The 21802-nt window shown below is 70.2% G+C and carries 12 protein-coding genes; 7 read left to right on the top strand and 5 right to left on the bottom strand.

Features of this window, described 5'->3' with window-relative positions:
• Positions 1–73 precede the first annotated feature (73 nt).
• The gene (locus SGFS_RS16090) at positions 74–1087 is read right to left on the bottom strand and encodes a hydroxyacid dehydrogenase (protein WP_286250963.1); all 1014 of its coding nucleotides are present in this window, start codon (positions 1085–1087) and stop codon (positions 74–76) included.
• Positions 1088–1940: 853 nt separating this feature from the next.
• Here SGFS_RS16090 and SGFS_RS16080 point away from each other — a divergent pair.
• The 4 genes from SGFS_RS16080 to SGFS_RS16065 all read left to right on the top strand — a co-directional run bounded on the left by SGFS_RS16080 (position 1941) and on the right by SGFS_RS16065 (position 10077).
• Entirely contained in the window at positions 1941–3725 is a 1785-nt protein-coding gene (locus SGFS_RS16080) for a glycosyl hydrolase family 28 protein (protein WP_286250962.1), read from the top strand.
• 32 nt (positions 3726–3757) lie between these two features.
• The gene (locus SGFS_RS16075) at positions 3758–7090 is read left to right on the top strand and encodes an alginate lyase family protein (RefSeq protein WP_286250960.1); all 3333 of its coding nucleotides are present in this window, start codon (positions 3758–3760) and stop codon (positions 7088–7090) included.
• A gap of 26 nt (positions 7091–7116) precedes the next feature.
• A complete protein-coding gene (locus SGFS_RS16070; protein WP_286250958.1) occupies positions 7117–8376 on the top strand; it encodes an alginate lyase family protein in 1260 nt (419 codons plus the stop codon).
• A 96-nt stretch (positions 8377–8472) separates the two neighbouring features.
• A complete protein-coding gene (locus tag SGFS_RS16065; protein WP_286250957.1) occupies positions 8473–10077 on the top strand; it encodes a carboxylesterase/lipase family protein in 1605 nt (534 codons plus the stop codon).
• 188 nt (positions 10078–10265) lie between these two features.
• Here SGFS_RS16065 and SGFS_RS16060 read toward each other — a convergent pair whose 3' ends face one another.
• The gene (locus tag SGFS_RS16060; protein WP_286250955.1) at positions 10266–12320 is read right to left on the bottom strand and encodes an NAD(+) synthase; all 2055 of its coding nucleotides are present in this window, start codon (positions 12318–12320) and stop codon (positions 10266–10268) included.
• 148 nt (positions 12321–12468) lie between these two features.
• On the bottom strand, positions 12469–13392 hold the full coding sequence (gene mmuM / locus SGFS_RS16055; RefSeq protein WP_286250953.1) for a homocysteine S-methyltransferase: 924 nt from the start codon (positions 13390–13392) through the stop codon (positions 12469–12471).
• A 178-nt stretch (positions 13393–13570) separates the two neighbouring features.
• Between mmuM and SGFS_RS16050 the strand changes: the two genes are divergently transcribed.
• A complete protein-coding gene (locus SGFS_RS16050; protein ID WP_286250950.1) occupies positions 13571–14998 on the top strand; it encodes an amino acid permease in 1428 nt (475 codons plus the stop codon).
• 244 nt (positions 14999–15242) lie between these two features.
• On the opposite strand, the gene SGFS_RS16045 is transcribed toward SGFS_RS16050, so the two are convergent.
• Positions 15243–17357, bottom strand: coding sequence for an autotransporter (locus SGFS_RS16045; RefSeq protein ID WP_286250949.1), 2115 nt, complete (start codon positions 17355–17357; stop codon positions 15243–15245).
• Between the two features lie 211 nt (positions 17358–17568).
• Between SGFS_RS16045 and SGFS_RS16040 the strand changes: the two genes are divergently transcribed.
• Both SGFS_RS16040 and SGFS_RS16035 read left to right on the top strand, forming a co-directional pair.
• Positions 17569–18642, top strand: coding sequence for a glycoside hydrolase family 43 protein (locus SGFS_RS16040; protein ID WP_286250948.1), 1074 nt, complete (start codon positions 17569–17571; stop codon positions 18640–18642).
• Between the two features lies 1 nt (position 18643).
• A complete protein-coding gene (locus SGFS_RS16035; protein WP_286250947.1) occupies positions 18644–20056 on the top strand; it encodes an RICIN domain-containing protein in 1413 nt (470 codons plus the stop codon).
• Positions 20057–20063: 7 nt separating this feature from the next.
• Here SGFS_RS16035 and SGFS_RS16030 read toward each other — a convergent pair whose 3' ends face one another.
• Positions 20064–21743 (bottom strand): rhamnogalacturonan lyase B N-terminal domain-containing protein, encoded by a 1680-nt coding sequence (locus tag SGFS_RS16030; RefSeq protein WP_286250944.1) that lies wholly within the window; start codon positions 21741–21743, stop codon positions 20064–20066.
• Positions 21744–21802 lie beyond the last annotated feature (59 nt).

The following is a 21802-nucleotide window of genomic DNA, read 5'->3' as shown; positions in this document are numbered from 1 at the left end:
CCGTACCACGGCCGGCCCTCCCCGCGGCGAACGCCGACTCATCTGTCTCCGGGGGGCGCGCCCGCGGTACAGCTCAGGCCACCCGAGCCAGATCCGTATGACGCACCTCGTGAGCCGGCGCCAGTCCCGCGCCCAGGCGTTCCAGTTCCTCCACGACCGTGGCGCCGAGGCGTTCCAGCTCGTTGCCGAGGGAGCCCGCGATGTGCGGGGTGAGGAAGACGTTGGGCAGGTTGTAGAGGGGGGAACCGATCGGCAGGGGCTCGGGCTCGGTGACGTCCAGGATCGCGGTCAGGCGGCCCGAGAGCAGCTCGTCGGTGAGCGCCCCGGGGTCGACCAGCGCCCCGCGCGAGGTGTTGATCAGTACGCCGCCGTCCTTGATGAGGGCGAGTCGGCCGCGGTCGAGCATGCGGTACGTCTCCGGGATGTCCGGGGCGTGCAGGCTCACGATGTCGCTGCCGCGCAACAGGTCCTCCAGGCCCGTCGACCGGGCGCCCAGCTCGGCGGCTACGGCGGCGTCGACGTACGGGTCGTAGAGGGAAACGTCCAGGTCGAAGGGGCGCAGCAGCTCCAGCAGGCGCCGGCCCACGCGGGAGGCGCCGATGATCCCGACCCGGCGGCCCACGTTGCCGGTGGTCGCGGTCTCGGCGGGGGAGGGGTAGGTGTGCGTCTGCCGGAAACGCTCGCGGTGGGCGAAGACGTCCTTCCCGGCGAGCAGGATCATCGCCAGGGTGTACTCCGCGACCGGCAGCGCGTTGCCGGCCACCGCGCTGGAGACCGTGACCCCCCGCTGCCACAGGGCCTCGCCGACCAGCGTGCGCACGGAACCTGCGGCGTGCAGCACGGTACGCAGCCGGGGTGCCGCCGCCAGCACCTCCGCGTCGAGATGCGGGCAGCCCCAGCCGGTGATCAGGACCTCGGCATCGGCCAGCGCCGAGGCGGCGGCGGGTTCGGCGAAGTCCGTGACGACGAGCGCGGGGTCGAGCTCGGCCACCTGCCGCAGCCGCGCCATCAGCGACGGCGGGAACAACAGGGGCAGATGCACCGGATCCATGGCGAACACGGCTCGCGGCGGCTGGGCGCTGGGCATGACTCTCCTGGAGCGATGAGGGGCAGGGCTGGGGCTGTCGTCGAATTCCCGTCTGCCGCACGGCGCCATGCACGCCCTCTCGCCGCACCGGGCGACGACAGGCCTTGGGGCTCGACGAGGCAAACGATTTAAGAAAACGTCTTCTACCGTAGGGCTGTCGTGGAGGGCTGGTCAATCGTCGGACAAGCGGTTCCCGGGCTGAGCGGCGGCCATCCGCGATCTCCCCGGTCGAAGTGCGTGCCGAGCGGAACCTTCGTGCTCGTACGGGGTCATTCGTCTCCCGTTCCCCTGTGTTCGGCCGCTGAACAGGGAATTTACCGATTCCGCGCCCCCACTGGCCGGCTACCGCCGGGTGTGTTTCCCGCGCAGGGGAAGTTGTGCGGAGTTTTCGAAAACTCGCCGACACCCTTGACGCCGTTTGAGGACAGGAACAAGCTCTGCCCCGTTACGCGATAGAAACCGGTTGTTGCCGCCAGCGGTGGCCGGTTGTCGCTTGTTGCCGCAGAAGGTGAGGCGTCGATGCAGACCCATGCCGGTGCTCCCCCGAGCCGCCGCCGATTCCTCGCCCTCTCCCCGGAGCCGATCGAGCGGGGGCAGCAGGACATCGGCGTCCGGATGTCACGGCCGGGCCGCCGCGCGAGCCGGAGGAGGCCGCGATCGTCGGCTACTGCGGCTACGCGACGATCTTCCGGCGGGTCTTCCTGCCGCGGTCCCGGCCGGTGCTGTCCGCGAGCTTCGTGATCGCCTTCACCTGCACCTGGACCTGACCTGGGGCGACTGCATCGCACCCCGACTTCTGCTCTCCACGAAGCAGCGCCACCCCCGAGTCCCGCCTCCCATAAGGAACGTGCTCATGAACGACGCCCAGGGCTCCGGCCTGTCCCGGCGCACCCTCCTCCAGGCCGCGGGCGCGACCGCCGCCGCGTACTCCCTGATCGGCGCCACGGCCGGCACCGCGAGAGCCGACGGCACCCCCGAAGTCGCCGACAAGCTGGTGGTGTACCCCATCCCGAGCGGGGTCCCGACCAACACGAGCTTCGCCGTCAAGGCCCGTACGCCGGGCGGCGAGTGGCAGACCGTGCCCGTCTACCGAGCCCGGGCGAAGCAGATCAACGCGGACACGGGCAGCGGTCCCGTCTTCAACTCCTCCGTCGCCACCTTCGACTTCAAGGGCACCGTCGAGGTCGCCGTCACCTCGTCCAAGGGCGCCATCGGCACCGCGCGGATACGCCCCCTGTCGTACGACACGGAGTTCACCGTCGACGGCGCCACCGTGAGCTTCACCCTCACCGAGCCGCGCAACCTCTCCCTGGAGATCGACGGCGAGAAGTTCGACAACCTCCAACTGCACGCCAACCCGATCGAGACGAAGTGCCCCGACCCGGACGACCCGGACGTCATCTACTTCGGCCCAGGCCTGCACAAGACCACCGACAACGTGGTGAAGGTGCCCAGCGGCAAGACGGTCTACCTGGCCGGTGGGGCGGTGCTGACGTCCCGGATCGAGTTCCATGACGTGCAGAACGCCCGGCTGATCGGCCGCGGCGTCCTCTACAACTCGCCGAGCGGTGTCCTCGTCGAGTACTCGAAGAACATCGAGATCGACGGCATCCTCGTGCTCAACCCGACCAGCGGCTACTCCGTCACCGTCGGCCAGTCCCAGCAGGTCACCGTACGCAACCTGCACTCCTACAGCCACGGCCAGTGGGGCGACGGCATCGACGTCTTCTCCAGCGAGGACGTGCTGATCGACGGCGTCTGGATGCGCAACTCCGACGACTGCATCGCCATCTACGCCCACCGCTGGGAGTACTACGGCGACTGCCGCAACATCACCGTCCGCGACTCCACCCTCTGGGCGGACGTCGCGCACCCCATCAACGTCGGCACGCACGGCAACACCGACAAGCCGGAGACCATCGAGAACCTCGTCTTCAGCAACATCGACATCCTCGACCACCGCGAACCGCAGATGGACTACCAGGGCTGCATCGCGCTCAACCCGGGCGACAGCAATCTGCTGAAGAACGTCCGAGCCCAGGACATCCGGGTCGAGGACTTCCGCTGGGGCCAGCTGATCAACATGCGGGTCATGTACAACAAGAGCTACAACACCTCCGTCGGACGGGGCATCGACGGGGTCTTCATCCGGAACCTGACGTACACGGGGACGCACGCCAACCCGTCCGTCATGGTCGGCTTCGACGCGGACCACGCCATCCAGAACGTCACGTTCCAGAACCTGGTCATCAACGGCAAGTTCATCGGCAACGGGATGAAGAAGCCCGGCTGGTACAAGTTCACGGACATGATGCCGGCGTATGCCAACGAGCACGTACTGAACACCCGGTTCCTGAACTCGACCGAGGCCACGGCCGACGCGGCGCCCGAGATCACCAGCCCGGACAAGGTCACGGCCACCAAGCACCAGGTCTTCAATCACCTGATCACGGCCAGCGGGCTGCCGACGAGGTTCGACGCCGAGGGGCTGCCGAAGGGCCTGGTCATCGACACCGAAACCGGTCTCGTCTCCGGGTCCGCCAGGGACCACGTCGGCTCCTTCACGGTCACTATCTCGGCCACCAACAGCGTGGGCACCGCGAAGCAGGACGTCACGCTCACCGTCGCGCACGCGTGACCCCTCACCACGGAAACAACCAGGAGACACCCGTGCTTCCCCTCAGCCGACGGTCGTTCCTCGGCGCGGCGGGCTTCACGGCCGTGGCCGGAGCCGGACTGCTGTCCGCCTCCACCACGGCCGCCCGGGCCCAGGCCGCCGCCGAAGCGGCGTTCACCTTCCGACACCCCGGCCTCCTCCACTCCGAAGGGGACCTCGACCGCATGAAGGCCGCGGTCGCCGCCAAGAAGGCGCCGATCCACGACGGCTATCTGGCCCTCGCCGCCCACGCCCGCTCGAAGTCCACGTACACGATCCAGAACACCGGCCAGATCACCTCCTGGGGCCGCGGCCCCACCAACTTCCAGAACCAGGCCGTCGCCGACTCGGCCGCCGCCTACCAGAACGCCCTGATGTGGTGCGCGACGGGCAACCGGGCCCACGCGGACAAGGCCCGGGACATCCTCAACGCCTGGTCGGCGTCCCTGACGACGATCACGGGCGCCGACGGCCCGCTCGGAGCGGGTCTCCAGGCCTTCAAGTTCGTCAACGCCGCCGAGTTGCTCCGCCACACCGGCTACGACGGATGGGCGGACCCGGACATCGCCCGCTGCGAGCGCTCCTTCCTGGACGTCTGGTATCCGGCGGTCTCCGGATACATGCTCTACGCCAACGGCAACTGGGACCTGACGTCCATTCAGACCATCCTGGCCATCGGCGTGTTCGGCGAGGAGCCCACCCTCTTCGAGGACGCCCTGCGCTTCGCGGCGGCCGGCGCCGGCAACGGCAGTGTCCCGGGTCGTGTCGTCACCGCCTCCGGCCAGGGCCAGGAGTCCGGCCGCGACCAGGGCCACGAACAGCTCGCGGTCGGCCTGATGGGCGACGCCGCCCAGGTCGCCTGGAACCAGGGCGTCGACCTCTGGGGCTACGACGACCACCGCGTCCTTGCCAACGCCGAGTACGCCGCCCGCTACAACCTCGGCAACGACGTCCCCTTCACCCCCGACCTCGACCGCACCGGCAAGTACCTCAAGACCACCGTCTCCGACAAGGTCCGCGGCACCCTTCCCCCGGCCTACGAGATGTACTACGCCCACTACGCGGGCGTCCGCGGCCTCGATGCCCCGTACACCGAGGCGGCCGTCTTCCGCGGCACGGGCGGCGCCCGCGTCGTCGAGGGCAGCAACGACGACCTGCCCAGCTGGGGCACCTTCACCTTCGCCGACACCGAGGCACCCGCGCCGACCGCGCCCACGGCACCGGCCGGCGTCACCGCGACGGGCGAGGACAGGACCGTCACCGTGGCCTGGCTGCCGTCCGCGTGGGCCGCTTCGTACACGGTCCGGCGCTCCACCCGCCCCGAGGGCCCGTACGAGGAGGTCGCCACCGGCGTCGAGAAGCCGACGTACACGGACACCGGCGTACGCCCCGGTCGGACGTACTACTACAAGGTCGCGGCCATCAACTCCCTCGGCAGCAGCGCCGATTCGGGGGTCGTCGCAATCGCCGCCGGGCTCCCCGAGCCCTGGTCGAGCCGTGACATCGGGGACGTGCGGCTCCCGGGTTCCGCAGCCTTCGACGGCGAGCGGTTCGTGCTGACGGCGAGCGGTACGGCGGACACGTACCGGACGGCCCATGTGCCGCTGCGCGGAGACGGCACGGTCACGGCACGCATCGTGTGGCCGCTGAGCTCCCAGTACTCCAAGATCGGTGTCACCCTCAGGGCCGCCCTCGACGCCGACGCCGCGCACGCCTCGATGCTGATCCAGGGGCTGCCGCTGCACACATGGAGCGGGGTCTGGACGGTTCGGGAGGAGGCCGGGGCGTCGGTCTCCGCGACCGGCAGCACGCCCGTCCCGCCCGCCCAGCAGCGGGCGATCACCGTCGACGCGGCCTTCCCGATCTCGGACCTGGGCAAGCTGCCGGAGTCGGCGACCCCGCTTGAGGCGCCGTACGTCGAGGGCGCGGGCGACGGCTACCGCCTGCGGGCGCCGTACTGGGTGCGAGTCACCCGCAAGGGCCGCCGCTGCACCGGCGCCATCTCGCCGGACGGCGTCCACTGGACCGAAGTCGGCACCACCGAGGTCGAGTTGGGCCGCACGGCCTACGCCGGGCTCGTCCTCACCTCCTGCCTGGGCGTCGACGAGGAGTACGCCGAGACCGGCACCGGCGCCTTCGACCACGTGAGCGTGGTGTCCGCGTCCCGGGGCGAGGTCTGGTGCGCGCCCCGCCCGACGCGCAGGGCCACCGATCTACGGGCGAGGGCCGGTGCCGACGCGGTCGAGCTGGCCTGGACCGACCCGGACCTCTCCGCCCGCTACAAGGTGCTCCGGTCCACCGACGCCGACGGCCGTTATGAGACGATCGCGACCGGAATCGGCCCGATCGGCTTCGGCACCCGCATCCGGTACGCGGACGCCACCGGCACCCCCGGCACGACGTACCACTACGCCGTCGCGAAGACGAACAGCGGCGGACGCGGCCCGCTGTCGGAGCCGGCCGCCGCCGAGATGCCGACGCCCACCGCACCCCGTCCCACCTCGTCCGAAGCGGTGTTCGCGAACAAGGGCGTGCCGTTGCGGCATCTGCTGCGCGCCTCGCACGAGCCCGTACGGTTCACCGCGACCGGCCTCCCCGACGGCCTGCGCATCGACGAGCGCACCGGCCTGATCTCCGGAACCCCCACCCGGACCGGCGAGTTCACCGTCACCACCACCGCGGGCAACGCGGCGGGCGACACCACCGGCACCCTCACCCTCGCCGTGGGCACACCCCCGCCCACCCCCTGGACGTACGGCGACCTGGGCGACCCCGTCCTCGACGACCGCGTCTTCGGCACCCTGGGCGTGGTCGCGATCCGCACCCCCGGCAGCACCGCGTACGAGGAGGACGGGACCTTCGTCGTCCGGGGCGCCGGAGTCGACCTCACCGTCAACAACCAGGGGATGACAGGGCAGTTCGTACGGCAAACCGTCAACGGCGACTGCGAGATCACCGCCCGTCTCGACTCCCGTACCGGCGCCACCGCCGACCGGGTGGGCCTGCTGATGGCGAAGTCCCTGTCGCCGTTCGACCAGGCCGCCGGGGTGATCGTCACCGGCGGGACCACTGCTCAGCTGATGCTCCGCAAGACGGTGGCGGGAGCATCCGCCTTCTCGGGCACCACGACCGTCCAACCGCCCCTGCTGCTGCGGCTGAAGCGGACCGGGACCGTCTTCGCCGCAGCGGTGTCCACAGACGGTGGTGTCACCTTCACCCCCCTCGCCGAGGGAGAGATCCCCGGCTTCGGTGACGCCCCCTACCACGTGGGCCTGGTGGTCTGCTCCCGCAGCCAACCGGTCCTCGGCACCGCGCGATTCAGCGAGGTGAGCATCACCCCCACATAGATCTCCATTGGATCGGAGACGCACGAATGAGCCGCACCTCCCCCCACGAGACGCCCCAAGATGGCTTCACAAGCGGCAAGTTGAGCCGCCGCGGTCTCCTGCAGACCGCCGGCGGTCTCACCGCCGCGCTCGCCCTGGGCTCAGCCTCCGCCGCCCCCACGGCGGAGGCCGCCCCGGCCACCTTCACCCACCCGGGCATGCTGCACGCCTACGGCGAACTCAACCGCGCCAAGGTGCGGGTCGCCGCCGGCACCGACCCCTGGCTCTCCGGCTGGAACCGGCTGACCGCCAACTCCCACTCCGCGAGCACCTGGACCCCCAACCCGCAGACCACGATCATCCGCGGCGGCACCGGCGAGAACTACGGCATCCTCTACAACGACCTCCACGCCGCCTACCAGAACGCACTCCGCTGGAAGATCGCCGGCACCACCGCCAACGGCGACACGGCGGTCCGAATCCTCAACGCCTGGTCGGCCACCCTGACCGGCGTCACCGGCAACGCCGACCGGTTCCTGGCCGCCGGGATCTACGGCTACCAGTTCGCCAACGCCGCCGAACTCATGCGCGGCTACAGCGGGTTCGACCTCGGCCGGTTCAAGACGATGATGCTCGACGTCTTCTACCCGCTCAACAACCAGTTCCTGAACAACCACAACGACGCCTGCATCACCAACTACTGGGCCAACTGGGACCTGTGCAACATGAACTCGATCCTCGCGATCGGGATCCTGTGCGACGACGGCGCCAAGTACGACCAGGCCGTCAACTACTTCAAGACCGGCGCCGGCAACGGCTCCATCGCCCACGCCGTCCCCTACCTCCACACCGACTCCGCCGGCTACGCCCTCGGCCAGTGGCAGGAGTCCGGCCGCGACCAGGGGCACAGCATGATGGGCATGGGCCAGATGGGAGCCTTCTGCGAGATGGCCTGGTCCCAGGGCGACGACCTGTACGGCTACGACGGCAACCGGTTCATGAAGGCCGCGCAGTACGTCGCCAAGTACAACCTGGGCAACGACGTGCCCTTCACCGCTTACACCTGGGGCAGCGGCCAGAACTGCTCCCGCCAGACCCACACCGCGATCTCCTCCGTGAGCAGGGGCCAGGTCAGGCCCGTCTGGGACCTCATCTACTACCACTACGGCCGCCGCCGGGGCCTGGACGTCCCGTACATCAAGGCCATGGCCGAGCGCGTCCGGCCCGAGGGCGGCGGCGGTGACTACGGCTCCACCAGCGGCGGCTTCGACCAGTTGGGATTCGGCACGCTGCTGTACGCGAAATAGCCGATCCGCGGTGACCTGCGCGGGAATATCCGGAGGTGGTGCCATGCTCTGACGTGAACGACGGTTCACGAGCCGGTGTGAGGAGCTGGTGGGCGGATGACGGCAGACCGAACAGGACCCGTGGTCCGGACGCCCCACGGCGACGTACGCGGCACCTATGAGGACGGGGCCGGATACGGGAAGATCGCGGTCTTCCGCGGCGTTCCGTACGCCGCCCCGCCCTTCGGCCCTCACCGGTTCCGCCCGCCCGTGCCGCCCGAGCCCTGGGCGGGCGTGCGGGACGCCGTCGCCTTCGGGCCCACGCCTCCGAAGCCGCCGTACTCGCAGGCGTTCGCCCGCTATCTGTCGGACCCCGTCGTGCCGGGGGACGACTGCCTCAATCTCAATGTGTGGACGCCGGAGCCGGGCCGAGGGGCCCGGCTCCCGGTGCTGGTCTGGATCCACGGCGGTGCGCTGACCCGGGGTTCGTCGGCGGTCCCCGTCTACGGCGGCGGCGCCTTCGCCCGCGACGGCGTGGTGCTGGTGTCGCTCAACTACCGGCTGGGCGTGGAGGGTTACGGCCTCTTCCCGGACGCCCCGGCCAACAACGGACTGCGCGACCAGCTGGCCGCGCTGGAGTGGGTGCGGGACTCCATCGCCGAGTTCGGCGGCGACCCGGACCGCGTCACGGTGTTCGGGCAGTCCGCGGGCGCCATCAGCATCGGCGCGCTGCTGGCCGCCCCGCGCGCCCGGGGCCTGTTCCGCCGGGCCGTGCTGCAGAGCGGCCCGCCCGAAGCCTTCGACCGTGACAAGGTCCGGCGCATGGTCCGCCGGATGGCCGCCCGACTGAAGGTCCCCGCCACCGCCGAGGCCTTCGCCGCCGTCGACCGCGCCGCGCTCGCGGAGGCCCAGGCCGAGGCCGGCAAGCTCAGCAGCCCGGTCCTGGGCGGCCCCGCCTTCGGCCTGGTCGTCGACGGAGACCTGGTCCCCACCGACCCCCTGGCCGCCCTGACCGGCCAGGGCGCGTCCCGTGACGTCGACCTCCTCCTGGGCTGGACCCGCGACGAACACCGCCTCTGGCTGGTCCCCGGCGGCCTCCTCGAACGCGTCGACCGCCTCGGCTCCGTCGCCCTGGCCGGTGCCCGCGCCCGCTGCCGCTGCGGCCCCGAGGTCCCGCGCGGCTACCGCGACCTCCACCCCGACAAGAGCACCGCCGACCTGGTCGGCCGGCTCGTCACCGACCACCTCCTGCGCGTCCCCCTGCACCGCCTGGCCGACGCCCGCCTCGGCCACGCCCCCTCCTACGTCTACGAGTTCGCCTGGCCCTCCCGCCTCCCCGGCCTCGGCTCCTGCCACGCCCTCGAACTCGGCTTCGTCTTCGACACCGGCGCCACCGAGGCCTCCGCGAAACTCGCGGGCGAGGAGGCACCCCGCGAACTGGCCACCACCATGCACACGGCATGGGTGCGCTTCGCGACGGACGGCGACCCCGGCTGGCAGCCCTGGGACGCCACCCACCCCGTACGGATCTTCGACGAGGGCGAGGACGGGGGTGGGGACGGGGACGGGGACGGGGTCGTCCACGGCCCGTACGACCGCGAGCTGGCCCTGTGGGACGCGGACGCCCGGAGGCCGCCGATCACCCCGGCGTCCTCCGGCGTGCCCAGACGGGGCACGGCAGCACCGCTGGCGGCGGTACGCCGCTTCAGACGAGCTCCCTAGGGCCTGTCGCCCTAGGGCGTGTTTCGAAAGTCCCGTCTGCCCCGCGAGGCCTGGCACGGCACCTCGCCGCGTTGTCGGGGTCGTCCGCGTACGCCCAGTACGCGGACGACCCTCCGCCTTGCGATGCACCGCACCAGACGCCGCGGGCCCCGCCCTCCGGGCGGACGACGCCACTTTCGAAACACGCCTTAGGCCCCCTGACCTCGGCGCGGCACATCCCAGCGGGCCAGTTCCCGCAGCCAGGTCGCCGCCGTGGTGTCGGACGGTGCCCGCCAGTCGCCGCGCGGCGAGAGGGAACCACCGGCCAGGACCTTCGGCCCGTTGGGCATGGCCGAGCGCTTGAACTGCGAGAACCCGAAGAAGCGGCGGCAGAAGTACTCCAGCCAGTGCCAGATCTCCGGCAGGTCGTACGCCGTCCGCTCGGCCTCCGGGAACCCCGGCGGCCAGGCGCCCGCGTCCTGCTCGCGCCAGGCGTGCCAGGCCAGGAAGGCGATCTTCGACGGCCGGAAGCCGTGGCGCAGGATGTGGAAGAGCGTGAAGTCGTGCAGCGCGTACGGGCCGATCTTGGACTCCGTGGACTGCAGCTCCTCGCCCGGCACCAGCTCCGGGCTGATCTCCGTGTCGAGGATCGCGGCCAGTGTCTCGTTGGTCTCGTCACCGAACTGGCCACTGCTGATGACCCAGCGGATCAGATGCTGGATGAGGGTCTTCGGCACGCCGGAGTTCACGTTGTAGTGGCTCATCTGGTCGCCGACGCCGTAGGTGCACCAGCCGAGGGCCAGCTCGGACAGGTCGCCGGTGCCGAGCACGATGCCGCCGCGCTGGTTGGCCAGCCGGAACAGGTAGTCCGTGCGCAGCCCGGCCTGTACGTTCTCGAACGTCACGTCGTACAGCGGCTCGCCGGACGAGAACGGGTGGCCGATCTCCTGGAGCATGAGCCGTGCCGTCGGCGAGATGTCCAGCTCGGCCGCGGTCACGCCGAGCGAGCGCATCAGCGCGTGGGCGTTGCCCTTGGTGTGCTCGCCGGTCGCGAAACCCGGCAGGGTGAAGGCGAGGATGTCGCTGCGGGGGCGGCCCGCGCGGTCCATGGCCCGGGCGGCGACGATCAGCGCGTGCGTGGAGTCGAGGCCGCCGGAGACACCGATGACGATCTTCGGGCCGCCGATCGACGCCAGCCGCTGCTGGAGCCCCGCGACCTGGATGTTGTAGGCCTCGTAGCAGTCCTGGGCGAGGCGCTCGGGGTCGGCCGGCACGAACGGGAACCGCTCGACCCGGCGGCGCAGCCCGAGATCCACGGCCGTCGGCGGGTCCAGCCGGAACGGGATTTCCCGGAAGTCACCGGTACGCCCCGCGTGGGTGCGGCGGTTGTCGTCGAAGGTGCCCATCCGGTGGCGGGCCTGCCGCAGCAGATCGAGGTCGATGTCGGCCACCGCGTACTGCTCGCCCTGCGGGAACCGGTCGGTCTCGGCCAGCAGCACACCGTCCTCGTAGATCATGGTCTGGCCGTCCCAGGACAGGTCGGTGGTCGACTCGCCCAGACCGGCCGCCGCGTAGACGTACGCGGCGAGGCAGCGGGCGGACGACGAGCGGCACAGCAGCTTGCGGTCCTCGGCCCGGCCGACCGTGATCGGGCTGCCCGAGAGGTTGGCGAGGACGGTCGCCCCGGCCAGCGCGGCCTCCGCGCTCGGGGGCACCGGCACCCACATGTCCTCGCAGATCTCGGCGTGCAGCACCAGACCGGGCACGTCCTCGGCGGCGAACAGCAGATCCGTGCCGAACGGGACGCTCTCGCCGCCGACGCGGATCGTGCCGCCGCGCTCGTCGTCGCCCGAGGCGATCTGCCGACGCTCGTAGAACTCGCGGTAGTTCGGCGGATACGACTTGGGCGTGACGCCGAGGATCCGGCCGCGGTGCACGACCACCGCGCAGTTGTAGATCCGGTGGCGGTGGCGCAGCGGGGCGCCCACGACGAGCACCGTCAGCAGATCGGCGGACCCCGCCACCACGGCCTGGAGCGCCGTCTCGACCTCGTCGAGCAGCGCGTCCTGCAGCAGCAGGTCCTCGATCGAGTACCCGGAGAGGCAGAGCTCGGGGAACACGGCGACGGCGACCCCCTCCTCCGCGCAGCGGCGCCCCTGGCTCAGAACCGCCTCGGCGTTGGCCTGCGGCTCGGCGATGGCCGCGTGGCCGGTACACGCGGCGACCCGTGCGAAGCCGTGCTGATAGATCGACGAGAAGTTCACCGTGCGAAGTGCCCCTTTCCGGCAGCTCCTGTGACCGAGCGGCTGAATGCGTCGGCCGGTACCTATGAGTATGAGCCGGTGAGATCAGCGGACGCGGACCGGCCACTCGACTCGAAGCGGCGCACGTGGGGCGGAAAGGGCCCGGTGCTCAGCCCAGCGTCTCCGCGATCCCCGAGATCCCCTCCGGCCCCACCCGGCAGCACCCCCCGATCAACCGAGCCCCGCCCGCCCGCCACCCCTCCACCTGCTCAGCGGCGAACGTCGACCGCCCGGCCCAGACCCGAGCCTCCGCATCCCAGACCTCCCCGCTGTTCGGGTAGACCACGACCGGCTTGCCCGTCACTCGCGCCGCGACCTCGACCGCCCCGTCCACATCCTCCGGCGCGCAGCAGTTCACCCCGACCGCGACGACCTCGTCCACCCCGGTCACCAGCCCGAACGCCTCCTCCAGTGACTGCCCGGCCCGCGTCCGCCCCCCGGCCACCGTGTACGACAGCCACACCGGCACCCCGAGCCCCCGAACCGCCCGCAGCAACGCCTCAGCCTCGTCGGTGTCCGGAATCGTCTCCAGGGCCAGGACATCGGGCCCGGCGGCGGCCAGCACCTCCAGCCGCGGCCGGTGGAACTGCTCCAGTTCCTCGACGCTCAACCCGTACCGCCCCCGGTACTCGGAACCGTCCGCGAGCATCGCCCCGTACGGCCCCACCGAAGCGGCCACCCACATCGGACGCGCGACCCCCTTCGCCCGCGCCCGAGCCGCCGCGTCCCGTGCCAGCTCAACGCTCATGCCGAGGAGTTCGGCAGCCCGGGCGGAGTCGATCCCGCGCTTGGCGAAGCCTTCGAACGTGGCCTGGTAGCTGGAGGTGATCGCCACGTTCGCGCCCGCCTCGAAGTAGGCGAGATGGGCCTCGGTGATCGCCTCGGGCCGTTCCGCGAGCAGCCGCGCGGACCACAGTTCGTCGCTCAGGTCGTGCCCGGCGGACTCCAGCTGGTTGGACATCCCGCCGTCGAGGACGAGCGCACCGGCGGCGAGGGCATCGGCGAGGGAGATGAGGGTGGTGTCGCTGGTCATACCGACGACGGTAGTCGACGTCCGGAGTGGACCCGCCGTCGAGTGTGACCAGTGCATGAACAGATCGCCCACCATGTGAAACACCGGGATACGATCTCGGCCACCTCCCCACCTCCACCTGCCCACCTCCACCTCCCCACCTCCACCTGCCCGCCCCGCCAGCCCCACGGGAACCGCCATGACCGCCACCAGCACCCCCGAGGCCACCGAGCCCGAGCCGACCCCGGCCGCCGAGTCCCCCGGCGAGGGCAAGGACGCCTCTCCCGGCCGCAAGTTCGGCCTCGCCGCCGCCACCGCCCTCGTCATGGGCAACATCATCGGCGGCGGCATCTTCACCCTCCCCGCAGCCGTCGCCCCGTACGGCACGGTGAGCCTGCTCGCCTTCGTCATCCTCTCCGTGGCCGCCGTGCTGCTGGCCCTGCTCTTCGGCAGGCTGGCGAAGCGCAGTCCCGTCACCGGCGGCCTGTACGTCTACCCGCGCGACGCCTTCGGGCCCTTCGCGGGCTTCCTGTCGGCCTGGTCGTACTGGACGATGTGCTGGGTCAGCATCGCCGCGCTCGCCGTCGGTGTCGTCGGCTACGTAGATGTGCTGATACCCCTGGGCGACAGCAAGGCGGTCCTGGCGCTCGTGGCCCTGGCGGCCCTGTGGCTGCCGGCCGCCGCGAACTTCGCGGGCACCCGCTATGTCGGGGCCGTGCAGATCGTCTCCACGGTCCTGAAGTTCGTACCGCTGCTGCTGGTCGCCACCATCGGTCTCTTCTTCATCGACACCGACAACTACGGCGCCTTCAACTCCTCCGGCGAGAGCGTCCCCGGCGCGATCGCCGCCTCCGCCGCGCTCCTCCTCTACAGCTTCCTCGGTGTCGAGTCGGCCGCCGTCAGCGCGGGCGAGGTCCGCGACCCCGAGCGCAATGTGGGCCGCGCCAGCGTCCTCGGCACGCTCGCCTCCGCCGTCGTCTACATCCTCGGCACGGTCGCCGTCTTCGGTCTGGTCCCGCACAAGGAGCTCGTCGAGTCGGGGGCGCCCTTCGCCGACGCCGTGAACTCGATCGCCGGCGGCAGCTGGGGCGGCACGGTGATCTCGCTGGTCGCCGTCGCCTCGATCGTCGGCTGCCTCAACGGCTGGATCCTGCTGAGCGCCCAGATGCCGTACGCCGCCGCCCGCGACGGCCTCTTCCCGAAGCGGTTCGCCCAGGTGGGCAAGGGCGGGGTCCCCGGCTTCGGTGTCCTCGCCACCGCGGTCCTCGGCACGGTCCTCATCGTCGTGAACTACGCCGACAACCCGGACACCGCCTTCCGCGTCCTGGTCCTCGTCACCACGTTCACCGGCTGCGTCCCGTACCTGCTGTCGGCCGCCGCCCAGCTGTACTGGCTGGCTCGCGGCACCCGCGAGCGTGTCCGCCCCGCCGGGCTGGTCCGTGACCTGATCGTCGCCGCCCTCTCCTTCGGCTTCTCCTTCTGGCTGATCGCCGGCGCGGGCTACGCGGCCGTCTACCAGGGCGTGCTGTTCCTCTTCGCCGGCATCCCGGTGTACGTGTGGCTGCGCGGACGGCAGGAGAGCTCCGAGGAGACCCCCGCCCCTGCGGAGACCGCCGCCACCGTCTAGGGCGTGTTTCGAAAGTGGCGTCGTCCGCCCGGAGGGCGGGGCCCGCGGCGTCTGGTGCGGTGCATCGCAAGGCGGAGGGTCGTCCGCGTACTGGGTGTACGCGGACGATCCCGACAACGCGGCGAGGTGCCGTGCCAGGCGTCGCGGGGCAGACGGGACTTTCGAAACACGCCCTAGCCGTACGACACGGGTGGGCGGTCGCCGACCCCCGTACGACGACCGCCCACCCGTTTCCCGCCGACGCTCACCCGGCGGCAGCGTGCCGCCCGCCCCGCCGCCGGCCGCCCCGGCGCCGCCTGGTCACCGGCACCAGCAGTCCTCCGAGCAGCCCGGCCGCCAGCGCGTACGGCCACCAGCCGAGCCGGCTGTCGGCCGAGGCGGCGGTGTTCTGCGTACGGGTGACCTGGTGGTCGGAGCCGGAGCCCGCGGCGGCCTTCGCGGTCGGTGACGCGCTCGCCCCCACCGCCGTCAGCACGACGTCGTTGCCGTCGCCGCCCTTGTAGCTGATCCGGTACGTGGTGTCGGCCAGCTTCGCCTTCGCGCCCTCGCGCAGCCCGCTGAACGCACCGGCGTTCTTGCCCTTGCCCTTGTGGTCGATCACGGTGACCTTCTCGCCGGGCCCGCCGACGGCGGCCAGGGCCGCGAAGTCCAGCTCCCCGGCCAGCTTCACCGCCCCGCTCACCTTCAACGGCTGCTCGCGCAGCACGAGTTCGCCCCGCTCGGTCTGGGTGTAGCCGCCGGTCACCGTGAGCCCGGCCACGATCACGCCCTCGTTGGTCACCGCGCCCTTGACCGTGCCCTTGCCGGACAGCGACTTGGTCACCCGCAGCCCTGCCGTGCCCACATCGAGCTTCGCCCCGGCCGTGGTGAGCCGGATGGTCCTGCTGTGCGCCAGAGTCGCCCCCGAGCGCAGCGCGAGCGTGCCCTTGGTGACGGTCGTCCTGCCCGTGTACGTCACCCCACCGCCCGTCAGTGTCGTCGTCGCGGTGCCCGACTGGGTGAGCGAGCCGCTGCCGCCGATCTTCGACAGTGTCACGGGGGTCGAGACGTTCCGCACGACCAGCGAGCCGTTGTCGACCACCTTGTACAGGTCGCCCTTGGTGTACAGCCCGCCGTCGCCGCCCTTCTTCCCGCTGCCCAGCCGCAGCACGGCGTTCTTCTCGATCGTCGTCGAGCCGTTGTAGAACTGCGTGGCGGCGAAGGTGACGTCGTTGCCCTTCGTCCCCTTGACGACGATGTCCCCGGCGCCGGGCGCGGACAACGTGTCGTGGAACCGGCCGCCGCCGATGGGGGCGCCCAGGGTCACCGGCCCGTTGTAGTCGAAGGTCAACAGGGAGCGGGACCGGGCCGCGAGCAGGTTGATGTAGACCGTCTTGGCGGTCCCCGGCATGAAGATCTTGTTGGTCGTCCCGTCGCCCCACTGGACGTTGGCGCCCTTGATGTTGGTGCCGCGCTTGTTGACGTTCTTCCGTGCGGGCGTCCAGTTCAGGGCGGGGTCGCTGAGCGAGGGGTTGCTGTCGCCGCCCCGGTCCGTCCAGCTGTACTGGCCGGTGAGGATCACCTTGCTGCCCGGCCGCGACTGGACGTTGATGTCGCTGCCGTACTCGCGCTGGTAGAAGTCCATGCCCTGGGTGACGGTCTGGCCCAGCGGGGTGTCCACGGTCCAGGTGCCCTGGTTGAGGACCTTGCGCACGCGCGGCAGCGAGGTCGCGAACTCCGGCCGCCCGGCGTTCACCTGCGTGCCGTTGTCGATGACCCCGGTGAAGGGATGGGTGCCGGACAGGTCCCAGGTGCCCCAGAGGAACCTCGGCTGGGTGACCAGGCCGGAGCCGCTGATCGTGCCCAGGTTGTAGTCGACGTTCTTCAGGGACAGCCGCAGGGTGCCGTCGACCCGGATGTTGTTCTGGTTGAGCCGGAACGCCGGGGTGTTGTACGGGTAGTGGCCGATGACTCCGGTCGAACCGCTGTCGCCGTACTGAAGGGTCGCGCCCTTCGCCACGGTCACGGCCGGCGGGTCCGGGTTGGTCACGGTGACGTACGGGTGGTTGCCGCCCAGGGTCTTCACGCTCTGCCGCTGCCGGGACTTCGGCAGGGTGAAGTCGCTGTTCCTGGTGAGGACCAGCGTGCCGGTGCCGCGCACGGTGAGCGTGCCGGTGCCGCTCAACACGCCGTCGTACGTGGTCGTCCCGGACGGCACGGTCACCACCGTGTCCCCGGCGAGCGTGACGTTCCGGCCCGCCAGTACGTCGGCGGTCACGTCCCGGGTTCCGGCGGCGTGGGCTGTGGGGGAGCCGAGCATGACGGCGACCGCCGTCAGGGCTCCGGCGGCCGCTGCTGTCTTGTGGGTATGGCTGCGCACGTCGTCGGAGACGGTTCGGGGCTCTCCTCGATAACAAAAACTTCGCGTCGTTCCTGTGAGCTTGTGTTCGTCTCGCCCGACCCGTTGACCTCGACGTAACACACCCTTACCTTTCAGCCGTTCGGAATGACTGATCTTGTGCGAAATGTCGAACGATTCTGTTTTCTTTTGTGTCCCCCCACATGCAGCAACCTGCAGAGAGGCAGACCGCATGAGCCGCGAGTACGACCTCCCCGACGCCCCCGATCGACGGCTGCTCCTGAAGGGCGCCCTGGCCGCGGGCGCCCTCACCGCGCTGCCCGCCACCACCGCCCACGCGGCGGCGCGCCCGCCGGCCGTCCCGTACGTCAACCCGCTGGTCCGCAACCGTGCCGACCCGCACATCCACCGCCACCACGACGGCTTCTACTACTTCACGGCGACCGCGCCCGAGTACGACCGGATCATCCTGCGCAGGTCCCGCACCCTGCGCGGGCTCTCGACGGCCGCCGAGTCCGTGCTCTGGCGCAAGCACGAGACCGGTGTCATGGGCGCGCACATCTGGGCGCCGGAGATCCACCACATCGACGGCAAGTGGTACATCTACTTCGCCTCCGCGCCCGCCGAGGACATCTGGGCGATCCGCATCTGGGTCCTGGAGAACTCCCACCCCAACCCGTTCAAGGGCACCTGGGTCGAGCGCGGACAGCTCAAGACCGCCTGGGAGACCTTCTCCCTGGACGCCACCACCTTCACCCACCGCGGCAGCCGCTACCTCGCCTGGGCGCAGCACGAGCCCGGCATGGACAACAACACGGCCGTCTGGCTGTCGAGGATGGCCGATCCGGTGACCCTGACCGGTCCTCAGATCAGGCTCACCACACCGGATCTGGACTGGGAGCGCATCGGCTTCCGGGTCAACGAGGGCCCGTCCGTCATCAAGCGCAACGGCCGGCTCTTCATGTCGTACTCCGCGAGCGCGACCGACTTCAACTACTGCATGGGCCTGCTCACCATCGACGCGGACGCCGACCTGATGGACGCCGCGAACTGGTCGAAGTCCCCGACGCCGGTGTTCACCAGCAACGACACCACCAAGCAGTACGGCCCGGGCCACAACAGCTTCACCGTCGCCGAGGACGGTCGCACCGACGTCCTCGTCTACCACGCCCGGCAGTACAAGGACATCGTCGGCGACCCGCTGAACGACCCCAACAGGCACACCCGTATCCAGCGCCTCGGCTGGAAGCCCGACGGCACCCCCGACTTCGGCATCCCCGTCGCCGACACACTGAAGGAGAGCTGAGATGAGACGTGCGTACGCGATCCTCGTAGCGCTCTGTCTGGCGCTGACCGGGGCCCTCGTGACCGCGGGCCCGGCACAGGCGGCCGCGCAGACGATCACCAACGGCACCCAGTTCACGGACAGTTCGGGCAACGCCCTGCACGCCCACGGCGGCGGGGTGATCAAGGTCGGCTCGTACTACTACTGGTTCGGCGAGAACCGGAACTCCGACAACACCTTCAAGTACGTGTCGGCCTACCGCTCCACGGACCTGAAGAACTGGGAGTTCCGCAACAACGTCCTGACCCAGGCCACCGACCCCGAGCTGGCGTCCGCCAACATCGAGCGGCCGAAGGTCATGTACAACGCCTCCACCGGCAAGTTCGTCATGTGGATGCACAAGGAGAACGGCAGCGACTACAGCGAGGCCCGCGCCGCCGTCGCCGTCTCCGACACCGTCGACGGCAACTACACCTGGAAGGGCAGCTTCCGTCCGCTCGGCACCCACATGTCCCGTGACATCACGGTCTTCGTGGACACCGACGGCACCGGCTACATGATCTCGGCGGCGCGCGAGAACTACGACCTCCAGATCTACCGGCTCACCGCCGACTACACCGGCATCGACAGCCTCGTCGCCGACCCCTGGCACGGCGGCCACCGCGAGGCCCCGGCCCTGTTCAAGCGGGGCGGCGTCTACTTCATGCTGACCTCGGGCGCGACCGGCTGGAACCCCAACCAGCAGCAGTACGCCACCGCCACCAGCATCGCTGGCCCCTGGACGGCGATGACCAACGTCGGCGACTCGACGACGTACGGCTCGCAGACCGCGTACGTCCTGCCCGTGCAGGGCACGTCGACCACCTCGTACCTCTACATGGGCGACCGCTGGGGCAACGCCTTCGGCGGCAAGGTCAACGACTCCCGTTACGTCTGGCTGCCGCTGACCTTCCCGACCTCGACCACGATGTCCATGTCCTGGTCCCCGGAGGTCACCGTCGACACCGCGACCGGCACGATCGGCGGCACCAGCGCCACGTACAACACGCTGATAGCCCGGCACTCCTCCAAGTGCGCCGATGTCACGAGTCAGTCGCTGTGGGCGGGTGCCCAGATCAAGCAGTACACCTGCAACAGCGGCAACAACCAGAAGTACTGGTTCAAGTCCGTCGGCAGCGGCTACTACCAGCTGATGACCCGTCACAGCTCCCTGTGCGTCCAGGAGAACGCCAACACGGTGACCCAGGAGAACTGCTCCTCCTCGGCGACCAACCAGCAGTGGTCCCTCACCACCACCGGCTCCTACGTCAACGTCAAGTCCCGCGCGACCGGCGAGTGCCTGGACGTGAACGGCGCGTCCACCGCCGACGGTGCCGCGATCATCACGTACACGTGCAACAGCGGTACGAACCAGCAGTGGACGCGCGGAACCTGACGACAGCTCAGCTGAGGAGGTCGATCGCGTCGATCGACGTCCCCGCGCTGAGATAGGAGGTCGACCCCGACCCGCTCACCACGTTGATCTTCAGCACGTTGTACTGACTCGTGTCCGTCTGCCAGGCGGACGCCGGGACGCTGTAGGTGAACGTGTGGTTGTTGCCCCGGTAGGACCCGTTCGTCAGTGAGCGCGTGTCCGGCTGGGTGGGCGGGGAGGGGATGGCCGAGGTCCAGGTGTCGTTGACGACGACCTGGGGCCGGCCGTTGGCGTAGGCCGTCGTCACACCGATCCGCAGGGTGTGCGCGGCGGCGGCCTGGGCCGCGGTCAGCTTGAAGTAGACGAGGAGACCACTGTTCACGTCCTTCCAGATGTAGCAGGGGAAGGCCGAGGTCTCGGTGCCGCTGCCGATGACCACATTGCCGGTCCAGGCGGCGGCCCGGGAGTCCGACGGATGCGCGTACGTCATCAGATCGGCGTTCTTGAAGCCGCTCGGTGTGCCGTTCCAGTCGTTGATCCGCCAGATCACGCCCGCGTTGGACGGATCGTTCGTCGACGGGATCGCGAACGAGTTCAGAGTGGTCGTCCCACCCGCCGTGACCGTCACCGAGGTCGTGTACACGGCCAGCTCGGACTTGTAGACCGTGAGCGTGTACGTCCCCGGCAGGATGCCGGCGATGGAGAAGTAGCCGTCGGAGGAACGGGCCGAACCCCAGTACTGCGCAGCCGAGTTGGCGAGCCCGACCGTGTACGCGTACGACGTGTTCCGCCCGGTGATGCCGACGCCCGCCACCCGGCCCCGGCCGCTCGCGGCCGTGTACCCGGAGAGGCCGAGCGAGTCCGCCCACGAGGTGGTCAGCGTGCCCGGGAACAGCGACGAGGAGGGCGCGCCGCCGTCGGTGAAGGCGATGACGTACGGGCCCTGGAGGCCGAAGCGCTGGGCCTCGGTCTGGTTCTGGCCGTAGTACAGGATCTCGTACAGACCGCCGCCGTCCGCGCTCTGGTGGCGCAGCAGCGAGCGGTAGAAGGGGCCGCCGGAGGCCTTCTCGTGGTTGGAGCGCACGACGTACAGGCCGACGCTGCCGGTCGTCCAGCCGACGTAGTTGTAGTCGATCACCCGGAGCTTGGAGTAGTGCTTCGAGCGGGTCTGGCCGTCGGACTTCGCGAAGACGTCCGAGGCCTCGATCGTGGTCGGCGCGTAGGTGTACGAGTCGGGCTCGTCGTTGAGGAACAGGCCCTTCTTGACGCGCACGATGTAACGGGTCGCGCTGACCGAGGTGTCGGCCTTGTTGGTCCACAGGTAGACGTTGTTCTCGCCGCTGCGGGCCGCGTAGTAGTGCTTCAGCGTGCCGTAGGTGACGGAGACCAGGATCGTCGAACCGGACTGCGCGATGGTGACGGTCGAGCTGCCGAGGCCGGACTCGATGTGCGAGTTCTTGCCGTCGTAGCCCTGGTACTCCGTGCCCCGGTAGACCAGCGAGGTCAGGTCGCCGTTGGACTTGCTGATCTTGAAGACCAGGCTGGCGCCGGTGTCGATCACGTAGTTCGAGCCGTCGTCCGTGTAGCCGAAGGACGCGGCCCGCGCGGTTCCGGCCAGCGGTCCGGCGAGGGCGGCTCCGGCGGCGCTCGCGGTCGCGCCGATGACGAAGCCGCGGCGGCCGAGCGGTCTGTCGGTGGATGAGGACATGTGGGGGTTCCTCCTTGGGAGATGCCATGAGGTGTGGGGGATGGCGGTGATTCGGAAGA

This window comes from Streptomyces graminofaciens (assembly GCF_030294945.1).
GTDB lineage: Bacteria > Actinomycetota > Actinomycetes > Streptomycetales > Streptomycetaceae > Streptomyces > Streptomyces graminofaciens.
Note: the sequence above shows the minus strand (reverse complement) of the source record. Positions and strands in the feature narration are given on the sequence as shown.